At 44.3% G+C, this 25870-nt stretch carries 22 protein-coding genes and 1 tRNA gene; 12 read left to right on the top strand and 11 right to left on the bottom strand.

Annotation, left to right across the window (positions count from 1 at the left end; genetic code table 11):
• Nucleotides 1–58: 58 nt before the first annotated feature.
• The 4 genes from pyrI to arcA form a co-directional block, all read right to left on the bottom strand.
• Nucleotides 59–520: an aspartate carbamoyltransferase regulatory subunit gene (pyrI, locus tag KI743_RS08905; RefSeq protein WP_032553254.1), complete on the bottom strand. Its 462-nt coding sequence runs from the start codon at nucleotides 518–520 to the stop codon at nucleotides 59–61.
• 13 nt (nucleotides 521–533) lie between these two features.
• Nucleotides 534–1463, bottom strand: coding sequence for an aspartate carbamoyltransferase (pyrB, locus tag KI743_RS08900; RefSeq protein WP_285466055.1), 930 nt, complete (start codon nucleotides 1461–1463; stop codon nucleotides 534–536).
• Nucleotides 1464–1710: 247 nt separating this feature from the next.
• Nucleotides 1711–2712 (bottom strand): ornithine carbamoyltransferase, encoded by a 1002-nt coding sequence (locus KI743_RS08895; protein ID WP_285466054.1) that lies wholly within the window; start codon nucleotides 2710–2712, stop codon nucleotides 1711–1713.
• A gap of 146 nt (nucleotides 2713–2858) precedes the next feature.
• Nucleotides 2859–4079, bottom strand: a complete 1221-nt coding sequence (gene arcA, locus KI743_RS08890; RefSeq protein ID WP_032553249.1) for an arginine deiminase — start codon at nucleotides 4077–4079, stop codon at nucleotides 2859–2861.
• Between the two features lie 575 nt (nucleotides 4080–4654).
• Here arcA and rraB point away from each other — a divergent pair.
• On the top strand, nucleotides 4655–5068 hold the full coding sequence (gene rraB, locus KI743_RS08885; RefSeq protein ID WP_032553248.1) for a ribonuclease E inhibitor RraB: 414 nt from the start codon (nucleotides 4655–4657) through the stop codon (nucleotides 5066–5068).
• Nucleotides 5069–5196: 128 nt separating this feature from the next.
• Nucleotides 5197–5991 (top strand): hypothetical protein, encoded by a 795-nt coding sequence (locus KI743_RS08880; RefSeq protein ID WP_285466052.1) that lies wholly within the window; start codon nucleotides 5197–5199, stop codon nucleotides 5989–5991.
• Between the two features lie 31 nt (nucleotides 5992–6022).
• On the opposite strand, the gene KI743_RS08875 is transcribed toward KI743_RS08880, so the two are convergent.
• Both KI743_RS08875 and KI743_RS08870 read right to left on the bottom strand, forming a co-directional pair.
• Entirely contained in the window at nucleotides 6023–6928 is a 906-nt protein-coding gene (locus KI743_RS08875; RefSeq protein ID WP_285466051.1) for a bifunctional helix-turn-helix transcriptional regulator/GNAT family N-acetyltransferase, read from the bottom strand.
• A gap of 126 nt (nucleotides 6929–7054) precedes the next feature.
• The gene (locus KI743_RS08870; protein ID WP_150893351.1) at nucleotides 7055–7453 is read right to left on the bottom strand and encodes a DUF2061 domain-containing protein; all 399 of its coding nucleotides are present in this window, start codon (nucleotides 7451–7453) and stop codon (nucleotides 7055–7057) included.
• A 332-nt stretch (nucleotides 7454–7785) separates the two neighbouring features.
• On the opposite strand from KI743_RS08870, the gene KI743_RS08865 reads away from it, so the two are divergent.
• Entirely contained in the window at nucleotides 7786–8958 is a 1173-nt protein-coding gene (locus KI743_RS08865; RefSeq protein WP_285466050.1) for a YjgN family protein, read from the top strand.
• Complete coding sequence (locus KI743_RS08860; protein ID WP_285466049.1) at nucleotides 8958–9959, top strand: M48 family metallopeptidase; 1002 nt, start codon at nucleotides 8958–8960, stop codon at nucleotides 9957–9959. The genes KI743_RS08865 and KI743_RS08860 overlap by 1 nt, the downstream gene beginning before the upstream one ends.
• A gap of 77 nt (nucleotides 9960–10036) precedes the next feature.
• On the opposite strand, the gene KI743_RS08855 is transcribed toward KI743_RS08860, so the two are convergent.
• The 3 genes from KI743_RS08855 to pepA form a co-directional block, all read right to left on the bottom strand.
• Nucleotides 10037–12910, bottom strand: coding sequence for a valine--tRNA ligase (locus KI743_RS08855; protein WP_285466048.1), 2874 nt, complete (start codon nucleotides 12908–12910; stop codon nucleotides 10037–10039).
• A gap of 102 nt (nucleotides 12911–13012) precedes the next feature.
• Nucleotides 13013–13462, bottom strand: a complete 450-nt coding sequence (locus KI743_RS08850) for a DNA polymerase III subunit chi (RefSeq protein WP_285466046.1) — start codon at nucleotides 13460–13462, stop codon at nucleotides 13013–13015.
• Between the two features lie 92 nt (nucleotides 13463–13554).
• Complete coding sequence (gene pepA, locus KI743_RS08845; protein WP_032553239.1) at nucleotides 13555–15063, bottom strand: leucyl aminopeptidase; 1509 nt, start codon at nucleotides 15061–15063, stop codon at nucleotides 13555–13557.
• A gap of 191 nt (nucleotides 15064–15254) precedes the next feature.
• Here pepA and lptF point away from each other — a divergent pair, with 191 nt between their 5' ends.
• Together lptF and lptG are read left to right on the top strand one after the other, a co-directional pair.
• Nucleotides 15255–16355 (top strand): LPS export ABC transporter permease LptF, encoded by a 1101-nt coding sequence (gene lptF / locus KI743_RS08840; RefSeq protein WP_285466045.1) that lies wholly within the window; start codon nucleotides 15255–15257, stop codon nucleotides 16353–16355.
• A 3-nt stretch (nucleotides 16356–16358) separates the two neighbouring features.
• Nucleotides 16359–17429, top strand: a complete 1071-nt coding sequence (lptG, locus tag KI743_RS08835; RefSeq protein ID WP_285466043.1) for an LPS export ABC transporter permease LptG — start codon at nucleotides 16359–16361, stop codon at nucleotides 17427–17429.
• Between the two features lie 56 nt (nucleotides 17430–17485).
• Here the strand turns inward: lptG and KI743_RS08830 are convergent, their stop codons facing one another.
• Nucleotides 17486–17962 carry an RDD family protein gene (locus KI743_RS08830; protein ID WP_285466042.1) on the bottom strand — a complete coding sequence of 159 codons (477 nt, stop codon included), beginning with the start codon at nucleotides 17960–17962 and terminating at the stop codon, nucleotides 17486–17488.
• Between the two features lie 193 nt (nucleotides 17963–18155).
• Here KI743_RS08830 and KI743_RS08825 point away from each other — a divergent pair.
• Nucleotides 18156–18240: transfer RNA gene (locus KI743_RS08825), tRNA-Leu, on the top strand.
• Between the two features lie 544 nt (nucleotides 18241–18784).
• Here KI743_RS08825 and KI743_RS08820 read toward each other — a convergent pair.
• Nucleotides 18785–20461: an alkaline phosphatase gene (locus tag KI743_RS08820; RefSeq protein ID WP_285466041.1), complete on the bottom strand. Its 1677-nt coding sequence runs from the start codon at nucleotides 20459–20461 to the stop codon at nucleotides 18785–18787.
• A 338-nt stretch (nucleotides 20462–20799) separates the two neighbouring features.
• Here KI743_RS08820 and KI743_RS08815 point away from each other — a divergent pair, with 338 nt between their 5' ends.
• From KI743_RS08815 to KI743_RS08795, 5 genes are all read left to right on the top strand, one after another.
• Nucleotides 20800–21141 carry a hypothetical protein gene (locus KI743_RS08815; RefSeq protein ID WP_285466040.1) on the top strand — a complete coding sequence of 114 codons (342 nt, stop codon included), beginning with the start codon at nucleotides 20800–20802 and terminating at the stop codon, nucleotides 21139–21141.
• A 371-nt stretch (nucleotides 21142–21512) separates the two neighbouring features.
• Entirely contained in the window at nucleotides 21513–22490 is a 978-nt protein-coding gene (locus KI743_RS08810; protein ID WP_285466039.1) for a response regulator, read from the top strand.
• Nucleotides 22490–23452, top strand: a complete 963-nt coding sequence (locus KI743_RS08805) for a diguanylate cyclase (RefSeq protein WP_032553230.1) — start codon at nucleotides 22490–22492, stop codon at nucleotides 23450–23452. Before KI743_RS08810 ends, KI743_RS08805 begins: the two co-directional genes overlap by 1 nt.
• Nucleotides 23453–23554: 102 nt before the next feature.
• Nucleotides 23555–23962, top strand: coding sequence for a VOC family protein (locus tag KI743_RS08800; protein WP_150893370.1), 408 nt, complete (start codon nucleotides 23555–23557; stop codon nucleotides 23960–23962).
• A gap of 82 nt (nucleotides 23963–24044) precedes the next feature.
• Entirely contained in the window at nucleotides 24045–25298 is a 1254-nt protein-coding gene (locus KI743_RS08795) for an HD-GYP domain-containing protein (RefSeq protein WP_285466038.1), read from the top strand.
• The last annotated feature ends 572 nt before the right edge of the window (nucleotides 25299–25870 follow it).

Here is a 25870-nt window from a genome sequence, read left to right as displayed (position 1 = left end):
CCCCGCACAGGCGAGGTATTTCATAGTTTTCATATTCTTTACGTGCTACAAGGAGATGTTATCTCTCAGTAACGATCTCGCGAGAGAAAACCTTTTCACAGTATTTGCACTTCAGGCGAATATCGTCATTCTTTTCAAAGATCTTAAAGCTGCTTTCGACCGGCTCATTGTGAGTAATGCAGTTGGTATTCGGGCATTCAAATACATCGTTGATCTGGTCTGGCAGCTCTAGAGCTAGCTTTTTTACTACTTCGTATTCTTCAATCTGGTTCACGGTTGCGTGCGGCGCGTAAAGGGCTAGCTTGTTTGCTTGCTCTTCTGTTACGAACACATTCTCAATCTTCAGTAGGTCTTTGCCACCTAGAGCAGAAGAGGGAAGGTTAAGGCCGATAGTCACGCGCTGGTGAGAGTTATGCAGATCAAACAGCTTTAATACCTTGATACCCACGTTTGCTGGAATATGGTCGATTACCGTGCCGTTTTTAATCGCTTCAACTTTTAACTGAGTTCCTTTAGACATGATATCTCTCCTATTACAGCGTTTCGTTAAGAACAAGGGCTAGTAGTGCTTCACGTGCGTAAACACCATTCTCAGCTTGCTGGAAGTAGTAAGCGTGTGGCGTTTTATCGACGTCGATAGTGATTTCATCGACGCGTGGCAGTGGGTGAAGAACCTTAAGGTTTTCTCTTGCACCTTCTAGCAGCGCAGCCGTTAGGATGTAAGCCGACTTAATATGTGCGTACTCAGACTCATCGAAACGCTCTTTCTGCACACGTGTCATGTACAGGACATCCAGTTCTGGAATCACAGAGTCCATATCAGTTAGAAGTTGATACTCAATGCCAGCCTCGTCTAACTCTTCACAGATGTAGTCTGGCATGGCTAGAGCTTCAGGAGCGATGAAGTAGAAACGGATGTTATTGAACTTAGCTAAAGCTTGAGTCAGAGAGTGAACGGTACGGCCATACTTTAGGTCGCCGACGAACGCGACGTTAAGGTTATCAAGACGGCCTTGCGTTTCAGCGATAGAGAATAGGTCTAAAAGCGTTTGTGTTGGGTGTTGGTTAGCACCGTCACCTGCGTTAATCACAGGTACACTGTTAGAGAACTCAGAAGCCAGTCGTGCTGCACCTTCTTGAGGGTGGCGCATGACATAAGCGTCCACGTAAGAAGAGATAACTTGTACAGAGTCAGCTAGGGTTTCACCTTTCTTCGCTAGAGAGGTGTTACCGCCGCTATCAAAACCGATTACGTCGCCACCGATACGTTGAATCGCCGTTTCGAAAGAGAGGCGAGTTCGTGTAGAAGGCTCAAAGAAACAACTCGCGACAACTTTGTTTTTAATCAGCTCAGGATTCGGTTCTGCTTTTAGCTGACCAGCTGTTTGAACAATCAATTCTAGCTCTTCACGAGAAAGCTCTGGAATTGAGATGATGTGCTTTTGATAGAGCGAGTTCGCCATGATCTTCTTCCCCACAATAATGTAATGACCATAAAAAAGCCCCCCATAATGGGAGGCTTTAAAAAGAGGTTTCTGAGCAGAATAGACGACCTTGTAAGCCAGCCAGCTTACGCGCAATATTCAACGATGTCATAATATTGATAGGTGTCATTTTCACTACTCTCAGACAAATTGCCGAGAATTATACGCTTTCAATTTGTGAGCGCAAGCGATTACATCAACCTTTTATTGTTATGAGATTAATGGCCTATCCAAGCGTAGCAACCATCACCGCTTTGATGGTGTGCATGCGGTTCTCTGCTTCATCAAAGACAATAGAGTAATCTGACTCAAAGACTTCGTCGGTCACTTCCAATCCATTCATACCGTACTTATCAGCGACCTGCTGGCCAATCACGGTCTCGTTATTATGGAAAGCTGGAAGGCAGTGCATAAACTTCACTTGTGGGTTTCCAGTAAGCTTAATCACATCCATATTGACTTGGTAAGGTTTCATCACCGCAACACGCTCATCCCAAGCTTCAGGTGACTCACCCATAGAGACCCATACATCAGTGTATAGGTAGTCACAACCTTTTACGCCTTCAGTTACGTCTTCCGTTAAGGTGATTTTCGCGCCTGTTGTTTGTGCGATGGCTTGGCACTCTTCAACCAGTTGTTCTTCAGGCCAAAAAGCTTTCGGAGCCACGAGGCGAATATCCATACCCATCTTTGCTGCGCCAACTAGTAGCGAGTTACCCATGTTGTTGCGTGCATCACCTAAGTAAGCAAAGCTGATTTGGTGCAGTTGTTTTCCGCGACCATGTTCTAGCATGGTCAGGAAGTCAGCTAAGATCTGAGTTGGGTGGAATTCGTCAGTAAGGCCATTCCAAACGGGAACACCTGCGTAGGCACCTAAGTCTTCAACAATACTCTGACCAAAGCCACGATATTCAATGCCGTCGTACATACGACCCAGTACTCGAGCCGTATCTTTCATTGATTCCTTTTGACCAATCTGGGAGCCAGATGGCCCGATGTAAGAGACTTGAGCTCCTTGATCAAACGCGGCAACTTCAAAGGCACATCGAGTACGAGTAGAGGCTTTTTCAAAGATCAGTGCGATGTTTTTACCGAGCAGTTTTTTCTGTTCAGTACCTGCATACTTAGCTTTCTTTAGATCTGCTGACAGATCCAGTAAGAATTGAATCTCTTTTGGAGTAAAGTCGAGCAATTTTAGAAAGTTACGATTGCGAAGATTAAAAGCCATATCTCGCTCCTTGAGCAAATAGAATCAATGAAGGCTTTAGTTAAACATAAAAATGCTATATTTGTGAATATTTATTTTATTAATTTGATAAAAAAGGCCAGCACATATTGGCTGACCTTTTAAGAAGGGAAGGGAGGAGGTTGAAATTAGATGCCGTCGCGCTCGATTGGGCAACTCATACAACGAGCCCCACCACGTCCACGACCTAATTCATTACCAGGAATTGTCAGAACCTCGATACCGGCTTTGTCATACTTCTCATTAGTATAAACGTTGCGTTCGTAGCCAATCACTGTGCCTGGTTTTACTGTTAGAACGTTGTTCGCGTCGTTCCACTGCTCACGCTCCGCTTCATAGTTGTCACCACCTGTCGTGATGATCTTCAGTTGATCCAGACCTAGCGCGCCTTCGATTGCTGACAAGTAGTTATCCGCTTTCTCAACACGCATCTCACCATTCTCTTTTGGCGTGAGGCGCCATGTATCAAGATCTTTGCGCACGATCTCTGGGTATACAGAGAAGGTATCAATATCCATGTGTGTCATTACGGTATCTAAGTGCATGCACGAACGGTGTTTAGGCAGATCGATCGCGATAACTTCTTTTGCTTGGCCTGACTTGAATAGGCTCGCAGCAAGGTTTTCTACACCTTGTGGCTTAGTTCGCTCGGAGATACCGATAAGAACCGCGCCTTTACCAATCACTAATACGTCACCGCCTTCAATATTGGCATTGTCGTAGTGAAGGTCTTCGTCGCCAAAGTACTTAATGAAATCTTGGCCCGCGAACACTGGGTGCCAACGGTAGATAGCACGCAGATGGTTAGTTTCACGCTGACGCGCTGGTTTCATCATTGGGTTGAGCGACACACCACCATATACCCAGCAAGAGGTGTCGCGGGTAAATAGGTGGTTTGGTAACGGCTCAATCACAAAGTCCAATGGACGGTGCATCTTTGGCAGCATCGACGATGAAGCAATTGGCAGTTCTGAATAAGCCAAACCGCCAAGCAAGATAGTGGCGAGGTGTTCGTTATCCATTTGTGCTAAGTAGTTTCTTAGGTCGCGCGCAAAGGTTGGGCCGTAGCGGAAATCTGAAATTTGGGTATTGAGTAGCCACTCACGAGCTTCAGAAACATCCAGTGTTTCGACCAATAGGTCGTGCAGCAATAATACCTCGACACCTTGGTTACGAAGTGTTGATGCGAAGGCATCGTGCTCTTCACCCGCAGCTTCTACTGCTAGTACATCATCAAAAAGAAGTTCGTGACAGTTTGAAGGGGTGAGGTGGGTGAGTGCTCTTTCTGGTCGATTTAATAGAACTCGTCTTAATTGACCGACTTCGGAGCCAACGTACAGCTTACTCATTTTGCATCCTTACTTTTAATCCAGCGTCTATTTATGACAAGCTTGATCGCATTATGCAAGCCCAGTGAAAGATAGAAAAAATAGGTTATTTGATTAAATTTGGATGAAAATCCTACTATATGTTCACATTTGTTATTTTTTGACTATTTTCCCCGCTTGGAAACAAATCATCGATTTCTGCGTTTCTATGCTGCTATTCATCTAGGAAATAGAAATTAAAAACATCGGTAAAGTGATTTTTTATTCACTAATATGCACTTTAATTGAATAGAGCGAGATCTTATGCAAGTAACACAAATTGTATGTATGCATTTACAGTGATTAATCAGGCATTTCGAATCAAGTACAACCTGATCAGCTGATGAAATGAAATGCTAAAAGTGCTTTTGGTTAATAATATGTTGAATATTTGTTTCTGTGATTGCGATTTTACTTTTGGCTCTGTTTGAGTGTCTTTAATAAGGGATAAAGTTTGCTGTTGCCCGATGATCTAGGTGGCTTTTCTGCGCGATCCATGCCATATTTCGTGGCAATCAAATTTGATCCTTTCATAGTCAACACTCTGGAGCAGAAACATGTCTCACGAAGATGAATATCTATCAGTAGAAGAATTAATTGAGATTCAAAAGGAAGAGACTCGCGATATCATTGCAGCACTGATCGAAGACGGTAGCGATCCTGATGCACTTTACGAAATTGAGCATCACCTATTTGCTGAAGATTTCGATGTACTTGAGAAAGCGGTTGTTGAAGCATTCAAGATGGGCTTTGAAGTATTAGAAGCAGAAGAGACAGAAGACGAAGACGGCAACAAGCTGCTTTGCTGCGACGCGACTATGCAGTCGGCTCTTAATGCAGAAGCAATTGACGAGCAAGTTGAGAAGCTGGTTAATCTAGCGGAAAAATTTGACATCATTTACGACGGTTGGGGCACTTACTACGAAGGTGAAGATGCTATCTACCCACAAGATGATGAAGACGAAGAGTAATCTCGTTACTGAATTGAAAGATACCAGCACCTAGTTGCTGGTATTTTTTTGCCCATATAAAAACCAATGTCTTTATGTGCGTGTATTCATTATAATGCGGTCAAAATTGATCTAGCTCAAGGAATGATATGCGGCTGCAACTTGATGGTCTTTGGCAAATATCGCCACTCACGGACCTTTCTATACCTCAAGATGACATTACTTTCCCTGCACCGCTGAGCGCAAAACTCCCAGACACGCTAAGTGAAGAAGAGATTGCGGCTCAAGAGTGGCACTTAATGCACGATATCGAAGTCGATGACGCAATGTTAGCGTGTCCCTTCGTTGAGCTAGTGATGGCTGGCGTCGATTACTTTGCCGAGGTTCGCCTTAACGGTGTGGCCGTGTTCGATTGTGATGGTAGCCAAGAAGAGTATCGCAAAGATATCCGCCCATATATGCAAGCTGGCCGTAATCGCTTTGAAATCTTATTCCTTGAGGAAGAAGAAGGATTATTGTTGGAAGAGGATATGGAAGAAGTCGCTCCAACAACGCCTGTTGCTAAATCTGATTCACGTATTGGGATTTGGCAGGCTCCTTACTTGCAGTTTGTTCGCCATATCAAACTAGAACAGGTGGTTACAGAGCAGATCTGGCACCACGGTGGTGGTTGTGAGTTCAAGGTCGATGTGATTTACCAGACTCTCAAATCTGGGTTAGTGTCTGCATCGATCAAATTCAATGGGATGACATTAGTGATGCCTATTGATGTGCGGGCTGAACACACCGGTGTGGTTTTTCAGGTAGAAGCGCCGGTGATATTTGACATCAATAAGCCCAACCCTAAGCACTTGTATGAGTTAGAGGTTGAGCTTGATGGGCAGAAAGAGAGCTCTTTTGTTGCCCTTAACCCAGCTTCGTGTGTGAGCAACTTTCTGCGCTGATCTCGATAGGGGTAATTTGGTTACCCCTATATTAAAGCGCTTTGGCCATAACAACTTCGCATGCGTCATGGCCGGTTTCTCCCCAAGCGCCGTCCAAGTGCTCAAAACCTAAAGACTCATAGAGCTTGATAGCTGCTCCCAAACACTCTGTCGTTTCTAGGTACATCTGCTTATACCCTTGTTGCCTCGCTAGCTGAAGACTCAGGGCAACAATACGTTTGGCTAGCCCTTGACCACGCGTCTGCTCTAAGAAATACATCTTTTGTAGTTCACACACTTCAGGCTTACCTGCTAATGGCGCAAAACCGCCACCGCCAACAATCTTACCTTGGTACTCGATGACCCAATACATCGCATTGTCTTGGGCGTAGACCGAATACATATCATCCAGAGTTGGATCTCCAACACCATATCCTTTGTCAGCAGTTAAGCCATGCTCGGCCGACACCTGTCGAATAACCTCAGCGACTTGTGAGTTGTCGGCTTTTGTCATCGGACGAAGCACAAATTCATCCTTTTGGCAGACTTTTGTTAGGCCTTTGAGGTATGCCTCTAAGCCCTGCTTGAGCTGTTGCTGTTCGTCCTCATTAAGTGTCTTTAGTAGAGAATCGAAGAAACTGTCTTGTTGTTGATCGAGTTGCGAGAGGGTGGACGCACCATGAGGAGTCAGCGCTATATTTTGGCTGCGCTTGTCGCGAGGATTCTCAATACCTGTCACAAGCCCAAGTTTACCTAACCCAGACACAGTACGACTTGCATTAGATTTATCGACATTCAGTCGTTGTGCCAGTTGATTGATGGTTAACGGCTGCAGTTGGATCTCTCCAAGTGCATGTGCCTGTACTGGAGTGAGCGCAATCTCGCCACACTGTTTATCAAGCATCCCCAGCAAACGCACAGCTTGGCGAGAATAATGTCTTAGTTGACGAGCATTCATGATGACTTGTTCCTTAAAATAAAGTTGCGTACCGCAATTAAATTAATTGCGGTACGCAACTTTGTCAAGGGCAGCCATTTATTCACCAGTAGACTATCGACTTTTCCTTAGACACATCTCTCTACTTTAAGCGTGCTGGTGGTGACAGAACTGAGGAACATTGACCTCTGATTTACGCTGCCAAACTTTCTCATGAAAGTAGTAAGCGACTGTATTCAATGTTGGTTCTAACATCGCCATCACGCCGCCCACAAAGGCATCACCTGTTAGTAAGTAGACTACGGTAAACGCGACGCTGAAGTGAATGGTAGCAAAGCTGGCCGTTTTTAATTTGGTCATCCATTGACGAGCTTTTAGCGCTGGAACCTGAGCCCACGCCTTTTCATGAAAATAGAAAGCGACGGTATTCACTGAAGGCTCAATCATGGCAATTAAACTACCAATTAGAATGTCGCCAGTCAGAACGTAAGCGACACTAAACGCGATAGTAAAATGAAGTGCTGCAAAGGTTAGTGTCTTTTTCATGATAAATACTCAATCGTTGATGTGTTTCGATAGGTTTATTATTGAGAATAATTATCATTAAATCTAATGGAAAGTTAATATTGTTTTGATAGGTAGAAGCTATCAAAGAAGAACAAGCAGAAGGAGTCTTAAAAATAGGATGCGTTTATTAGTGATAAATACCTCATTAATACTAATCTAACTAATTGTAATTATTTGTAAAAATTATGATAACTTCCTTTGATTTATCAATTCAGCTGATTGATCAGCATGGCGTGTTTCTATAGCGTGCTCTCTCCCAATGTGCACTTAGATGTACATGGTTTAATGATAAACGTCAGATGGAGTAAAAAATGGAAACCAAAGGGTTAGAAACTAAAGTTCACTTTAGTGGCAAAGGTAAAGAGTACTTTGGCATATGGATTGTCAATATCTTGCTATCAGTGATTACGCTTGGAATTTATTCAGCGTGGGCCAAGGTACGTAATAAACGCTATTTCTACGGTCATACATCGATAGCTGGTGATAGCTTCGAGTACCATGGACAGCCAATGCAGATTCTTAAAGGCCGTGCTATTGCGCTTGTTTGTGTCTTAGTATGGTCGATTGCAGAACAGTTTTCTCCTGAGCTTTCTTTGGGATTAATAGTGGCTTTTGTTCTGCTGCTACCTTTACTCGCTCGCAGCAATGCACGCTTTGACGCGGCAATGACGAGCTTCCGTAATGTACACTTTTCGTTTCACGGCACAGTTGCTGGTGCTTATTGGTCTATATTAGGTCGTGGTATGCTTGCCATGCTTGGTTTTGTTGCAGCTATGGCTGCCGTGATCTTTACCATGAGTCTTAATATGACTGCTGGTGTAGCAGCCATTCTTATACTCTTGCCTGCTTATGTTTACCTACAGGCTTGGTCTTTGGTTGGTATGGCTAATTATTTCTCGAATGGCTACCGTTATGGTGAGCGCCAATTTAGCGCAAATTACAAAAACGCGTTTTACTTCAAGACCTATATGATCGCGACGATAGCGTGGCTTGTTATCACTGCGGTCTTAGTCGGTGCCTTCTTTATGATGGCTGGCGTTAATCTGATGAGTAACCCAGAATCGTATCTTGATCTCATGGGACATAGTGATCTAGCCGTTATCATGATTGGCTACTACTTTGGCTTCATTGCTATCGGTCTAGCCGTAGGCGCGTACCTGAAAGTGCGTGTTCGAAACTACACATTCTCGCAACTGGTTCTTCAATCTAGTGAAGCTGAGAGTGAGCCTAAGTTTACTTTTGCTTCGACTCTAACGGTTAAGGGTTACGTCAGCTTGGTTGTGGTTAACTTCTTACTGCAAGTCGTCACGCTAGGTCTTGCTCGTCCTTGGGTTATGGTAAGAACGATGAACTATTTAGCAGACAATACTTCTGTGTACGGCGATCTCGACTTACTGGTCGCTACTGACCAAGACTCTGATGTGAAGTCAGCGGTTTCTGATGAGGTTGCACAAGCCTTTGATGTCGATCTTGGTATTGGCTAATGTTATCTGGTGTCGCTCATCCGCCTCGCAGCTCTGAACGCTGTGAGGCAACATTAGAGATATCGCTCGACGGTATGTTGGTGATTAATGCCTGCAATCAACGCAGTTCGGCCAACGTTGCTGACGTGAAAATCAGTGTCGGTATTGGTTCAACGCCAAGTAAGATCGCATTTCCTGACGGTTGGCTGTTTGTGGCGCAACCGAGTGATGAACTGACGGCGTTTTTAAAACAGCATGGTCAGCATGATTGGATGGGCAAGCTAGAAAAGAATGTTACGGCGATTCTGCTATCTTGTATCGTCATACTGGCGCTGACCATTGGAACGTTTACCCACGGCATTCCTTGGCTAACAGAGAAAGTCGTTGCTTACCTTCCTGACTCAGCCTCAAAGATGGTAGAGGATAGGGTGTTAGTCTCTTTGGATGAGCAATTGTTTGAGCCATCGAACTTAACACTGTCGCAGCAAACTATGATTCGCCAGCGTTTTGAAAGTCATTTGGTAGCGATCGGTATTGATGAGGACGTCCGTTTGCTGTTTCGCTCCTCTGAGCTCGGTGCGAATGCTTTTGCCTTGAGCCACAGTACCATCATCGTGCTTGATGACTTGGTCGCGCTAACGGAAACCGAGCAGCAATTGGATAGTATCCTGATGCATGAGTTGGGGCATATTGAGCAACAACACGTCATGAAAGCGATTGTTCGTTCTAGCTTGCTTTCACTCTCTGTCGCAATGTTGACAGGTGAGAGCTCAGGTGTGATCGATAACTTAGCTGGGGTCGGGGTTTTCGTCGCCAATAATGGTCAGTCGCAGCAGGCAGAACGAGAAGCGGATAGGTTTGCGTCGGATTCAATGTGGCAGATACACGGCACCAATCAGCCTATGATTGAGATGTTTGAGTTGTTACGAGAGAGCTCTGAAAATGAGGCTGAAATACCTGCGTGGTTAAGCACCCATCCAGAGTTAACCGAGCGTATAGATTCGCTAAAAAGTGCTCATTAGCGATAAACGACAAGATCAAAAAAGGGCAGAATTATCTGCCCTTTTTATATGCTCGAATTGGTAAGTTAATTAACCAATTACAGTGCAGCGATAGTCGCTTTCTGCTCTTCAAGCTTAGCTAGTGTCTCTTGGTAGCCTACTAGCTTCTCACGCTCTTTGGCGATAACCGCTTCAGGTGCTTTAGCAACGAAACCTTCGTTACCTAGCTTACCTTCGATACGCTTGATTTCGCCGTGAGTTTTCTTCACTTCTTTATCAAGACGAGCAAGTTCTGCATCTTTATCGATAAGACCTGCCATTGGGATCATCAGCTCAGATTGACCAACTAGCTTAGTCGCACATGCAGGCGTCTCAGCGTCGTCTGCAAGAACCGTTAGGCTATCTAGCTTAGCAAGAGAGTTTAGAACTACTTTGTTTGCTTCGATACGTGCCGCGTCTTTCTCACTAGCAACTTTGATCATTACTTCTAGACCTTTGCTAGGTGCAATGTCGTATTCCGCACGTAGGTTACGGATAGCAGTGATGAAAGTCTTAACCCATTCGATGTCTTCTACGATCTCAGCGTCGAAGTTCTCTTCGTTAAACTGAGGAAGCGCTTGAGTCATGATAGTGTCGCCTTCAACACCGTCTACTAGCGGCTTAACGCTCTGCCAGATAGATTCAGTGATGTAAGGAAGTACTGGGTGAGCAAGACGTAGTGTCTTCTCTAGAACAGTGATCAGCATGTAGCGAGTCGCTTGTTGCTGAGCTTCTGTACCTTTCCATAGAACTGGCTTAGTTAGCTCTAGGTACCAGTCACAGAATTGGTTCCAGATGAATTCGTAAAGCGTGTTTGCTGCCATGTCCAGACGGTAGTTGTCTAGGTGAGCATTAAACTCTTTCGCTGCTAGCTCAAACTGAGATTCAATCCACTTATCTGCTAGAGAGAATTCCATGTTTGCACGATCTTCCGCAGATAGTGACATGCCACAATCATGCTCTTCTGTGTTCATCAGTACGTAACGGCTTGCGTTCCATAGCTTGTTACAGAAGTTACGGTAACCTTCAAGACGCTTCATGTCCCAGTTGATGTCACGGCCAGTTGAAGCCATAGCAGCAAGTGTGAAACGTAGCGCGTCAGTACCGTATGGTTCGATACCGTTTTCGAAAGTCTTACGAGTGTTCTTCTCAATCTTCTTCGCTAGCTGAGGTTGCATCATGTTGCCACAACGCTTCTCTACTAGAGACTCAAGGTCGATACCGTCGATCATGTCGATAGGGTCAAGTACGTTACCTTTAGACTTAGACATCTTGTCGCCGTTTTCGTCACGGATTAGGCCAGTAACGTAAACTGTCTTGAATGGTACTTGCGACTTACCGTTTTCATCTTTGTTGAAGTGCATGGTCATCATGATCATACGCGCAACCCAGAAGAAGATGATGTCGAAGCCTGTTACTAGAACATCTGAAGGGTGGAATGTCTTCAGATCTTCAGTTTGCTCAGGCCAGCCTTGAGTACCGAAAGTCCATAGTGCAGAAGAGAACCATGTATCTAGTACGTCGTCGTCTTGGCGAAGAACAACTACTGGTGCAAGGTTGTTGTTTGCACGTACTTCTTCTTCAGTACGGCCTACGTATACGTTGCCGTCGTTGTCGTACCATGCTGGGATACGGTGACCCCACCAAAGCTGACGAGAGATACACCAGTCTTGAATGTCACGCATCCAAGAGAAGTACATGTTTTCGTACTGCTTAGGAACGAATTGGATTTCGCCATCTTCAACCGCTTTAACTGCAGGCTCAGCAAGAGGTGCCGCACGTACGTACCATTGGTCAGTTAGCATTGGTTCGATAACCACGCCACCACGGTCGCCGTAAGGAACCGTTAGGTCGTGATCTTTAATTTCGTCTAGAAGGCCTAGCTCTTCAAACTCAGCAACGATCGCTTTACGAGCAGCAAAACGCTCCATGCCGTGGTACTTAGCAGGTAGCTCAGTAGAGTAAACATCGCTAGCTTCACCGTTAGTAGTGAATACTTCAGCCGCATCACGGATGTCTGCGTTGAACGTTAGGATGTTGATCATTGGTAGGTTGTTGCGCTTACCAACTTCGTAATCGTTAAAGTCGTGAGCAGGAGTGATCTTTACACAACCTGTGCCTTTTTCCATATCCGCGTGCTCATCGCCTACGATAGGGATTAAACGGTTTACGATAGGAAGTAGGATTTCTTTACCGATAAGATCTTTGTAACGTGGATCTTCTGGGTTTACAGCAACACCAGTATCACCAAGCATGGTTTCTGGACGAGTTGTCGCAACAACAATGTAGTCTTTACCTTCAGCTGTTTTCACGCCATTTGCTAGCGGGTAGCGGAAGTGCCACATGTGGCCTTTTTTGTCTTTGTTTTCAACTTCAAGATCAGAAATTGCAGTGTGCAGTTTTGGATCCCAGTTTACTAGACGCTTACCACGGTAGATTAGGTCTTCTTCGTATAGACGAACAAACACTTCTTGAACAGCGTTAGATAGGCCATCATCCATTGTGAAGCGCTCACGGTCCCAGTCTACCGATGCGCCTAGGCGACGTAGCTGCTTGGTGATTGTGCCACCAGATTCGTTTTTCCATTCCCAGATTTTGTCGATGAAAGCGTCACGGCCGTAGTCGTGTTTAGTTTTGCCTTCTTCAGCAGCAATCTTGCGCTCAACAACCATTTGAGTTGCGATACCAGCGTGGTCCGTACCTACTTGCCAAAGGGTGTTTTTGCCCTTCATACGTTCAGCACGGATCAGAGTATCCATGATAGTGTCTTGGAACGCGTGACCCATGTGTAGGCTACCAGTGACGTTCGGTGGCGGGATCATGATGCTGTAAGCTTCTTTTGATGTGTCACCGTGTGGCTTGAAGTAGCCTTTCTCTTCCCAAGCCTGATACAGGGCTTGTTCGATTGATGTTGGGTTATATGTCTTTTCCATAGTGCTCTTTTACGGATACTGTGAATGGTTAATCTTGGTCAAACTTCATAAGTGAAGCTTCTTGAACCTTAATTCAAAGATAGCTTTAACTATGAGGTTTGACTATGGATGCTGAATCTCAATTGTTTGTAATTGATACCCAGCTTGACGGTAAATTTTATACCTTTCGCGCGCGAGTTGCTTCGCTTTTTCTTCGCAAGGCACGAAGTCTATCACCTGAGCAAAGGCGTTCGCAAAGGTTGTATGATTATCGGCCACATTTATTACCAATTGACGGTTCCAATTGGGCTTAACGCCCTCGTAACCTATTTCAATATTGGTGGCATACTTTGGACCTTCACCAACCAAGTTGTGTGCTATAAACTGCTCGGGTTCGACTTGCCAGAAGATTTCTGCAAGGCTCTCGGCATGGGCTTTGTCGTTGCAGTTCAGGTAGAGTTTTGCGCCTTGCTTAGCAAAGTGATGAGCGAGAAACAGCACGTACTCGGCAAAACCTTGTGGCTCTGCTTGAGGGCTGTCTGGCGACACAATGTAAAAAGTGGCTGTCTGCATAACGCTACTCAAACTCGATAAAAGCTAGGGACTAATTTCCCATCATAAGTTACTAAAAAAGGGCCCGTAGGCCCTTTTTATTATTTTGAAGATTACTCTTCAGTCTCATGGCCGCTGCGGTTCAATAAGAATTGGACTAGCATTGAGACTGGACGACCAGTCGAGCCTTTCGCTGCACCAGACTTCCACGCAGTACCTGCGATGTCGATGTGTGCCCAGTTGTATTTCTTAGTGAACTTAGACAAGAAACAACCTGCAGTGATAGTACCGCCTGGACGGCCACCGATGTTTGCCATGTCAGCAAATGGGCTGTTTAGTTGCTCGTGGTACTCGTCTGCCATCGGTAGACGCCATGCACGATCACTTGCTTGCTCAGAAGCGTTAACTAGCTCGTGAGAAAGTGGGTTGTGGTTCGATAGAACGCCACTGATGTGGTGACCTAGAGCGATAACACATGCGCCTGTTAGCGTTGCTACGTCAACCACGCAATCTGGTTCGAAACGCTCAACGTAAGTGAGTGCATCACAAAGAACCAAACGGCCTTCCGCGTCAGTGTTTAGTACTTCAACAGTTTGACCAGACATCGTTGTTAGGATGTCACCTGGACGATAAGCATTGCTGCCTGGCATGTTTTCACAACCAGCAAGAATACCAACAACGTTGATTGGTAGGTTCAGTTTAGCGAGCGCTTTCATCGTACCGAATACAGATGCAGCACCACACATGTCGTACTTCATCTCATCCATGCCTTCGCCTGGCTTCAGTGAGATACCACCTGAATCGAACGTTAGGCCTTTACCTACAAGTACAATTGGTTTTGCATCAGAATCTGGTGCGCCCTTGTACTCCATGATAGACATCATAGATTCGTTCTTAGAGCCACGACCTACCGCTAGGTAAGAAGTCATGCCTAGCTTTTCCATCTCTTCTTCACCAATGATCTTAGTCGTCACTGTGTCGAAGTCGTCAGCAAGGCGACGAGCTTGAGATGCAAGGTACGCTGGGTTCGCGATGTTTGGTGGCATGTTGCCAAGGTCTTTCGACGCTTTTACACCTGAAGCAATAGCTAGACCGTGAGAGATCGCTTTTTCGCCTAGGCTTAGTTCACGACGCGTTGGTACGTTAAATACCAGCTTACGTAGTGGGCGACGAGTCTCAGGCTTGTTGCTCTTGAACTGATCAAATGTGTATAGGCCATCTTTAGTCGCTTCAACCGCTTGGCGAACTTTCCAGTAAGTATCGCGGCCTTTAACGTGCAGTTCAGTTAGGAAACATACTGCTTCCATAGAACCTGTTTCGTTAAGCGTGCTGATGGTTTTTTGGATAATTTCTTTGTATTGGCGCTCACCTAGTTCACGCTCTTTACCACAGCCTACTAATAGAACTCGTTCTGAAAGTACACCTGGTACTTGATGCAGTAGTAGCATCTGGCCTGGTTTACCTTCTAGGTCACCACGGCGAAGTAGTGAACTGATGTAGCCATCGCTGATCTTATCTAGCTGTTCGGCTACAGGAGAAAGGCGGCGTGGTTCGAATACACCGACAACGATACATGCGCTGCGTTGTTTCTCTGGACTGCCACTTTTTACACTGAACTCCATGCGTACTCCTACATCCTGAAGACAAATAGAACTAAATGTTAGATAATGCGATCTTACTTGTTGGATCCTACAATGGAACTAACCTTATAGAAGAGCGCTAACACTTAGCTAAAAATTTAAAAAATAAAAGGTTCAACGGGAAATTATAGTGATTCAATCAAAAAAACAAGTTTTGTATAGGTAATTTCAGCGTGATTATTGTTAGATATTTGATCCGCGAGACAATCAAGAGCCAATTTGCGATCTTTTTTGTCCTTTTTCTTGTATTTCTTAGCCAAAAATTTATCAGTGTTTTGGCTGACGCTTCGGACGGTGATATTCCCGCAAGTCTCATTTTATCGATTGTTGGCCTGAACATGCCTGCGATGGGGCTGTTGATGTTACCGCTGAGTATTTATATCGGTATCTTGCTGACATTTGGACGACTTTACGCTGAAAGTGAAATTGTGGTGATGAACGCCACTGGTATCGGTAATAAGTTTTTAATTCAGGCTGCACTCTACCTAGCCTTGATTACAGCGAGCGTTGCGGCATTCAACTCGCTATGGCTATCACCTTGGTCGCAAGACAAGGTTGAGCAGCTCTACGAAAAAGTAGCGGCAGAAAATAGTGTCGATCTATTACCTAAAGGCAAATTTGAAAGCACCCCTGACGGTTCTTCAGTTGTCTTCATTGATGATATTAAAGGTAATAAGCTGGAAAATGTCTTTGTTGCGCAGATTACGCCTCGCGATTCGATTCTACCAAGCGTGATGTTCTCGTCCTCTGGTGATGTAAAAGAGCTAAGTGATGGCCGACAAGTGATCGCTATGTATGATGGTACGCGCTATGAGGGAGTTCCGACGCGTGTTGATTATATGATGACGCACTTCGACGAGTACGAAGGCCTGATTGGTCAGCGAGATGTTAAGAAGAAAGGACGTGACTGGGAAGCAATTCCGACTCTGGAGCTCATTAACCACCCAGACAATAATGCCAAGGCAGAGCTGCAATGGCGTATCTCTTTGGTTATCTGTATTCCGCTGCTAACTATGTTGGTTGTGCCGTTGTCTGCGGTAAACCCGCGACAAGGTCGTTTTGCCAAAATGGGGCCAGCGATTCTGATTTATCTAACGTACTTCTTAGCGATCAGTGCAACGAAGTCGTCAATAGAAGAGGGCAGCATCCCAGCCACTATTGGTATGTGGCCAATCAATGCCTTGTTGTTGATTGTGGCTGTCTCTGCAAACTTTATGGATAGCGTGCCAGTAAGGCGCATGAAAGAAAAATTCAAGAAGAAAAGGTTGGCCTAAGCCGTGTTTAAGATTCTCGATTTATATATTGGCAGAACCATTATCTCTACCACTGCTTTGGTGCTTGTGACTTTTGTTGGTCTATCTGGGATCATCAAATATGTTGAGCAGTTAAGAAAGGTCGGTCGCGGTACTTACGATTTGCTTCAGGCCTTGTACTTTGTTCTTCTCAGTATCCCGCGTGATATCGAAATGTTCTTCCCAATGGCGGCGCTATTAGGGGCGTTGATCGGCTTAGGTATGCTAGCTGCCAGTTCTGAGCTAGTCGTTATGCAAGCTGCAGGCTTCTCTAAGTTGGATATCGGTCTATCGGTACTTAAAACAGCAGTACCTTTGATGATCATCGTAACCTTGCTTGGTCAATGGGGTGCACCGCAAGCGCAGAAGATGGCTCGTGATTTAAGAGCCATCTCTATCTCTGGCGGTAGTATTGTTTCGACGCGAAGTGGTGTTTGGGCTCGTGACGCCAATGACTTTATCTTTATTGCCAAGGTCGATGATGAAAGACTTTATGGCATGAACATGTGGAGCTTTGACCAAAACAAAGAGCTTCAGTCGACCATCTTCGCTGAGCAGGTTGATTACGACGGTAATAATACTTGGACAATGTCGGATGTGCAGATCACCTCATTCGAGGATGATGTTCAAATTACCAAAGAGAGCCTACCGAGTTACTCTTGGCAAACTTCGCTTGCTCCAGACAAACTGGCGATTGTAACTGTGAAGCCAGAAGAACTTTCATTAAGTGGTTTATATGATTACGTCTCTTATTTGCAAGCTTCTGAACAAGATGCGTCGCGTTATGAGCTCGCTTTCTGGCGTAAGGTAACGCAGCCTCTGTCGATCGCCGTAATGATGTTGATGGCACTTTCGTTTATCTTTGGGCCACTGCGAAGCGTCACCATGGGCGCGAGGATCTTATCGGGTGTGATTGCGGGCTTTACTTTCTATATATCCAGTGAGTTTTTTGGGCCTGTCAGCTTGGTATACCAGATACCTCCTGTGTTTGGGGCGGTCGCACCAAGTATCGTGTTCTTTGGTATTGCTTTGATGCTACTAAGGCGAAAGTTATAGATGAGAAAAAGGGAAGGCGAGTGCCTTCCCTTTTTTTTGTTTCTGGAGCGATTTTTTTACTGTGCTTTCGGCAGTACCACAACTTGGGTCTTAGCCCAGATATCATGGAAGCCACGCTTTTTAGGATCAAACGGAACACACAAGTTGGCCAATCCAAATCCTGAGGTAGCTAAACGAATCAGAGCCTGAGTGACGCTAATTGCAGAGCCATCACTGTTTTGTACGCGAAGCTTCCAAGCGCGCATGCCGAGAGTTTGTCCTGCGCGAGTCCAGAAGAATACAAAGAAGTAACACCAAACGGCTACGAGATAAAAGGTATAAGCTGGGCTCCAGACGGGATGGTTAGTCAAGAAGTCGCTCACGTCTGCGTAACCTACATGGCTAAACAGCCCCATTGCCATAAGGGCGTGGAGCAGAGCAACAACTACGCCACCTGCCATCATCTCAATAGCAAGGACAATCAGCGCATCATAGAACAGAGCACCTAAACGGCGAAACATACCAGCTGGTGGTAGTGTATTAGTAGAGGTCATGACAATACTTCTTTTAAAAATTTGGCGTCAGAATATAGGCTAAGCCCAAAAGTGGAAAGAGACATTGCGCACAGCTTATAACTTAGTGGCGAAATTATCGGCAAACACACGTAATTTCAAGTTTTTATACTTGCGACATTCATAAGCATACGTATAATGCCAAGCATCGAAAGGGCAATAGCCCCCAGATAATGCCGGTATGGTGAAATTGGTATACACGACGGATTCAAAATCCGTTGCCTTCGGGCGTGGCGGTTCAAGTCCGCCTACCGGTACCATATTTTAAGACAGAGCCTCAACGAACGTTGGGGCTTTGTTGTATCTGGAGCCTGGAAAGCGTTGCCTTCGTGGTGGCGGCAGGAATGCCTGTCCAATCAGTCCGCCTAACCGGTACCATATATAGAAAGGTCGCTTTTATAGCGACCTTTCGTCGTTTTGGGCGTTTGTGAATTTGAAATCCAGCGTGTCGGCTTGAGTGCAAGCCCAGTCAAGTCACCTACTGGTACCATATTTTAAAACAGAGCCTCAACGAAAGTTGGGGCTTTGTTGTATCTGGAGCCTAGAAAGCGTTGCCTTCGCGGTGGCGACAGGAATGCCTGTCCAATCAGTCCGCCTACCGGTACCATATATAGAAAGGTCGCTTTTATAGCGACCTTTCGTCGTTTTGGGCGTTTGTGAATTTGAAATCCAGCGTGTCGGCTTGAATGCAAGCCCAGTCAATTCGCCTACCGGTACCATATTTAAATGACAAAGCCTCGACGCACGTCGGGGCTTTGTTGTATTTGGCGTATGGAAAGTGTTCAAGAAAAATGAGTTAAGATCTTATTCAAGAGTGAGTGTGACACCATCTGCTGTTGATGCCGTCTTTGTGGTCACTTGATAGTTTTTATCTTTAACACTAGAGAGCATGTACCAAGTAGATTGTGCTTTGTCTGGTGTAAAGGTTACACGCATAAAGCCGCGCTGTTTAATGTCTGTCCATTGCAACTCAGAGACCAAATGCGGCAATGTGTACTCCATTTGTGCGATCGCAACAGGGTCTAGCGCTAAATATTCTTCTAAGCCTGGAGAGCTAACCGAACTTGTCGCAAACTCAACACCAACAGAGTTATTGGACACATCCTTTAACTCACTGGTCCATGCATTGTGTGTATCACCTGCTAAGCAAACAAAATGACCCTCACTCGCTTTGGCTATCTGATACACTCGTTCTCGCTCAACATAGTACCCATCCCAAGAATCGAGATTATATGGCAGCTTAATCGTATCTGAGCTTGGATCTGCAAGGTAATTTGAAATCGCATTGTTCACCGCGAGAAGTGCATCCATTTTCTGCTCGTCTGTGGCATTGAATAGCTGAAACATTGCTAACATAACCGAGCTCGGAAGTTCCATACGGGACATAAGAACTTGTTGCCCAAGAACGTTCCACTTGGCATCTTGGCTGTTAAACGCATTCATCAACCAAGCCAGTTGTTCAGTGCCAAGTAACTCCCTATCAGCACTGCGTGATTGTGCAACGAGTCCGCCAATCGCCTCCATCGTCGGTGCGCTAAGCGAAAAGTAGTCCAATGGCTGATCTCGCCCAACTAAGCGAGTATCGAGCATCATTAGGTTGATCAAATCACCAAACGAGAACTGACGATAAATTAACATATTCGAGAAGGTATTCTCGCGAACTGGTAACCACTCAGTCCACGCTGCAGCGGCGGCGGCGCGTCTGTCGATAAAATTGCCTTCATCATCTTGGTGGTTTTCTGCACCATTTTTCCATGCGTCATTCGCGAGTTCATGGTCATCCCAAACCGCAATCATTGGTAATGCAGCATGTAAAGCCTGGAGGTCTTGATCTTGGCGATATTGAGCATAGCGCTTTCGATAGTCATCTATAGTAATGCATTCGGTGCCTTTACTTGGCTCACGATCCAACTTAGCGGCATCGTCACTGGCATAACCACCGGCGCCATATTCGTAGATGTAGTCACCAAGATGCAAAACTACATCGAACGACTCTGTTTGATTCTGCTTAAGAATCTCTTTATAGACGTTGAAATAACCGGCGGGATAATTTGCGCAAGACACGACAGCCATGGAAGCTTTATCTACACTGCCCTCAGGTAGAGTCTGTGTCACCCCAACGCTACTGGTGTTCTCGCCCACCATGAAGCGGTAGTAATACTGAGTACTCGGGTTGAGGTTTTGCACATCGACCTTAACCGTAAAATCTCGACTCGTGTCCGTGGCAAAAGTACCGCTTTGCTCAATGATTGAAAAATCTTCAGATCTTGAGATCTGCCATGTTACGTCTACGTAGCTGGCAGCTGTGGTTACTCGAGTCCAAATAATCACTTGAGTTTGAGTTGGGTCACCACTGGCAATACCATGCTCGAATGAAGATGCAGCGGCGGTGTTGTTATCGTCACTCCCACAAGCAGTCAGCGTAGTAGCAACGGCTCCTGAAGAGACGACTTTTATAAATTCTCTGCGAGACAATGACATAGTAACTTCCTTTGTTTTTGTGTTTTTATTGATGCGCGTTTTCCAGCGCGGAATAATGAGCCAATTTAGGTATTGAAGGTGTTTGGTTAATTACTCTAAAAAACATTAACTTAGAAGCTAGTTATGACAATTGCATTTCCATTTGTTAATTTTTTGTTAAATTAAGTGTAAATACTCTAGATTCATCACAGTTCCAACAAATTGAAAATTGATTCATAGGGTCAATATGGAAAGCATGGAAGTACAGGGGGCAAAAGATAAACATAACAAATGTGTTCAGGCCGGATTCATACGCTGGGAGATAGCATCGCTTTATATTCAGACATGAGGCAAACAAGATGAAAAAACGAGTTATGGGCATTTATCTAATCGCAGTACTAACAGCTGGTACCGCTATGGCAGAAGTAAAGGGTGAAGACTTCAATGAATTTCCGAAGCAAGATGCAGCGCATTGCTTTGGTTGGGCGGCAGGGCTAGATAAAAACCAAGATTACGCAAAATTTATTGTTGAGCTATCCAAAGAGCGAACTAAGAGCGTTAAAGAAGATCCATATATCATGGAAGAGTTTGGCACTGCTATGGGGTATTCAGAAGCAATGGTAGAGTTTGCCGGGGCTGAAGCTGCCGATGCGAGATACAAATTGGTCTGCGAGCCAATCAAACAAAAATATGGTTTTTAAACGGTATATCAAAATAGTAAGTCTAGGCGTGGGTCGCTTAGACTTTTTTTTCACCCATGAGTTTTTATTGATTCTTCATTCGTTTAATAAATGGAAGCAAGATCTTGCTAATTATTGACAGTTTTATAATTAATGAAGGGGAAAACTAAGAGGTGCGCTTTAGAAGGGGAGGGGTGAAACTGGTATCATTCGTGCTTTGTATCATAATAATGCTGTCATAACTTCTTTAAATAATGCTCGAGAGTTTGGCGTTTGTATAAACAATAGCTTTTGAAGCTGATATTTGCATTGTTTGAACAACAGATAGATCCAATCGCGAGTCTTGTTCTGCTACAAGCTCTCAATCTTACGCGTAAAATACGAGTATTGGCATGAACATAGTCATTTGTGACGACTCATCTCTAGCAAGAAAGTCTCTTCAGCGTTGTATCTCGCCAGCAGCTTTCGGCATCGTTACCTTCATGTGTTCAAACGGACGTGAAGCGATTGCGACTGTCATTGAAAATAGTATCGATCTGATGTTTCTTGATCTAACTATGCCAGAGATGGACGGTTATGAAGTACTCCAGTATTTGCAAGATTACGGGATAAGTACCGATGTAGTGGTGATTTCTGGGGATGTTCAGCAAGAAGCGAAAAGGCGATGCATGGAGCTTGGCGCTTCTTCGTTTATCGCTAAGCCATTTAATCAAGACGAAGTGACTCAACTTATTCAAAGCTACGTCTTCAAAAATCCTACCGCAGTCCAATCTCAACATTCGATTCAAGAAGAGCCAGATATCGATCCGCTCAGTAAGTTCCGAGAGGTTACTAATATTGCTCTTGGGCGCGGTGCTGCAGTGATTTCCGATCGTATTGGTAAATTTATCGATCTACCAGTGCCGAATGTCGGGATTGTTGAAGCGAGTGAGCTGAATATGATCATTGCTGATGCTTTGCATAGAGACTCGGTACATGCGGTGACTCAGCGGTTTGTGGGTAATGGTATTCATGGTGAGTCCTTGGTATGTATGCGAGGACAAGACATTGGTGGACTAGGGCATGCGTTAGGCTTTCCGACGAGCGAATCAAACCACAATGAGATGATTCTCAACATCGCTAATTTGTTGGTTTCGACTTATTTGAACTCTTTGGCAAGCCAGTTGGTGGTCGACTTTTCTCTGCGTCAACCTGTTACCGTTTCTAAAAATGAGCAAGATGAATTTTTGTCGATCCATCATGTAGAGCAAAGTGCATTCACGGTGGAGTTTACCTACCTGGCAGAGCATTTAGATTTTGAATGTGAAGTGCTACTGCTTTTAGACGGTGAGTCAGTTGAGACTTTATACCGTTTAATGGAGGTGTTGTAATGAGTCAAATCACCTTCGAAATGGATGAGTTACATTGGGCTTTGCAAGTCATGGATACTATTGATGTCGGGCTGGTGGTGCTAGATCTCGAGCATAATGTTTGTTTGTGGAATAGCTTTATGCAGAGCTACAGCGGCATCAACGGTGACAGAATCCTTCATCAAAACTTATTTGATGTCGTCCCTAACCTTCCTCAAGAGTGGCTTAAGGCTCAAATATCCGCCTGCAGTGAACTAAAAAGTCGAATATTTTCAAACTGGGAAGATAGACCACATATCTTTGATTTCAAAAACTACTCTCCGCTGTCACATCAACGTATCAATATGTATCAAAACCTAGTGATGACGCCTTTAACGTCGTTGAATGGTCGGGTATCTCACGTCTGTCTGATGGTACAGGATGTATCGGATGTGGCGAGTAGCAAACTGCAACTACGTGATTCAAATGAGCGCTTGTCAACGATGAGTCGTACAGATGGACTAACGGGGTTATTCAACCGAGCATATTGGGAGTCTTGCTTAGCTCGAGAGTATGAAAGCGCAAAGTTGCTTTCTCAGCCGTCTGCATTAGTGATCTTTGATATCGACCACTTTAAGAATGTTAATGATACCTATGGTCATGGTGCTGGCGATGAGGTTATCCGACAAACAGCGCGGTTACTGAAAAAAACAGCAAGAAACTCAGACTTATGTGGTCGTTATGGAGGAGAAGAGTTTACGGTGCTGCTTCCTGGTACGACGGCTGATCAGGCACTTTATTTTGCTGAGCGACTGCGTAAAAGAGTCGAAAAGTACGTGGTTGACACCTCATCTGGTCCGATTAATTTTACTGTTAGCTTGGGTGTATGTGAGCTTTCTTCTTGTATTGCTAGCCATTTGGAGTGGTTGGAATCTGCAGATAAGGCACTCTATCGTTCGAAGCAATCTGGGCGTAATCAAACGTCTTTGTTCCCTTTCGAATAGATTTCCCTAAGTAATACTAATTTTATCCTAAATAAATCATAAGATTACCTTTCAATTTGTCTTCTGTTGTCTATGTTTTAAATAGACAACAAGGAGATATCTATGCTGAAACTGACCCCTTACCTTTTTTTTGATGGACGCTGCGACGAAGCTTTAGAATTTTATAGAAAATGTTTTGGTGGCGTCATCTTATCTAAGCAATATTTTAAAGATGCACCGCAAGTGGTCGAAGGGGCAGAACCTGATTGGATTATGCACTCAGAATTTGAAGCCTTTGGTATGAAGCTAATGATGTCCGATGGCGTTCATGCTAAGGAATTACAAGGCAATAACCTCGCGCTCTCATTAGTGACGGACGATACTGCCACGCAGGAGCAGATCTTTGAAAGTTTGAAGCAGGGCGGCAGAGTAATGATGCCACTGGCAGACACCTTTTGGGGAGCCAGATTTGGCAAAGTAGAAGACAAGTTTGGTATTCGCTGGATGATACATTGCGATTCAATGAGTTAAATGTGTAAAGTTGCATAATGAAATTGCTGTCCCATTTGATTAGAATTATAAATAGAGTTTTATAATCAAAGTTATATATAAAATGGGCAGCATAAAGATTACAGTGGACCGTATTCAGCCGGGCCTACACATACGATTACCGGTTAAGTGGAATGAACACCCATTTTTATTTAATAGCTTTAAAATCAAAGATGAAGAACAAGTTCGAGTCATTCGCCATCTCGGTATTAAGCACGTCTATATAAACCCTAGTCAGAGCGATACGACCCCTCTACCTGTAGAACAAGCCGCTTTAGAACCTCTAGATGAAATGTCAGACGTTTCGTTAGAAGCTGAGGCTATGTGGAAACATAAGCGTGAGCGAATCGAAACTTTGAGCTCTTACCGTCGTAAAGTGAGTCATTGTGAAAAAGAGTTTGAACGCTCTCTCGCTCGAATGCGCGCCATTATGACCAAAATCAGAAATCGTCCTTTAGATGCCGCTGAAGAAGTAAAGTCTTTAGTTGATGATATCGTCGATAAGTTTTTGAGTGATGATAATGTTTCACTGCACTTAATGACGGGTAAGGGTGAATTTGAAGATCTCTATTTTCACTCACTTAATGTCTCGGTCATTGCTTTGATGATCGGTAAAGCTAAAGGGTATAGTAGTGAGCAATTAAAAGAGTTGGCGTTGGGTGCACTTTTCCATGATATCGGCAAAGTGAAAATCCCAGTGGCGATTCTTCGAAAGCAAACAGCTCTGACTGTGCCAGAAGCAAACTACTTAAAGCTGCATACCAAATACGGTGTAGATATTGTGGGTGCTATAGAAGGTATGCCTGAAAGCGTTCATAAAGTGATTGCTCAGCATCACGAAATGAATGATGGTTCTGGATACCCTGAAGGGCTCAAAGAAAATGAGATCGATGAGTTCGCCAAAGTTGTCGCTGTGGCGAATGCTTTTGATTCTCTGTGCCACAATAGGATTCCAGCGGAACAAAAAATTCCATACTTAGCGTTGTCTCATCTATATAAGAGTTGTAAGCACCTATATAGTCAGGAGAACTTGAATCACTTGGTTAAGTTAATGGGAGTGTATCCTCCAGGAACGGTAGTCCAGTTATCCAATGACTCTATCGGTATTGTTATCTCAGTAAATGCAGATCATATCCTTTACCCTAATGTTTTGATTTATGACCCGAGTGTACCTAGTACTCAAGCTCCTATCATCGATCTAGCAAGTAAAGATATAAAGATCTCTAGTGCGGTTCATCCGAGTAAATTGCCACAACAAGTACAAGAGTACTTAAATCCAAGAGCTAGGATTACGTACTTTTTCGATAATAACGCTTAACTTATCCACAGGGTGTTGTGAGTATTTTGTATAAAAGTGCGTATATTTTTGTACAAATAAACCTTTGAGCGTTATTTGGTCTCTTAGCCTCTATTTTTCTATTTTTCTTCAATAAATGCTTGCCAATGTGAGGAACATCTCTATAATGCCGCCTCACTGACACGGCAGACGCCACAAGGCTTCAGCGAAGAATGTTAGTTCGGCAACTAGCTTAAAGCGATATTTCGCTTCTACTTTTAGAAAGTAGAAATTAATTTTCAAAAAGTGTTTGACACTGAGAATTAAGTCGCTAGAATGGCCGCCTCTTCCGAAGTGATGTAAGTCACAACGAAGAGAAGCTCTTTAACAATTTAAACCTATCAATCTGTGTGGGCACTCGTTGATGAATATCACTAAGTTTGTTTTCGCTTTTATAAGCAAAGGCAAACAGATACTTAGGTATCAAAATGATTTCAATGAACTGAGTGACCAATTCGAATTGGTACAGCCTTGAGCTGTTTGATTTCACTTTTTAAAGTGAAAACCAATTTAGAGCACAGTCAATTCACAGTCACTATTTGTAAGAATAGGGA

Origin of the sequence: Vibrio sp. D420a (genome assembly GCF_030248625.1) — a bacterium.
Lineage (GTDB): Bacteria > Pseudomonadota > Gammaproteobacteria > Enterobacterales > Vibrionaceae > Vibrio > Vibrio fortis_A.
Note: the sequence above shows the minus strand (reverse complement) of the source record. Positions and strands in the feature narration are given on the sequence as shown.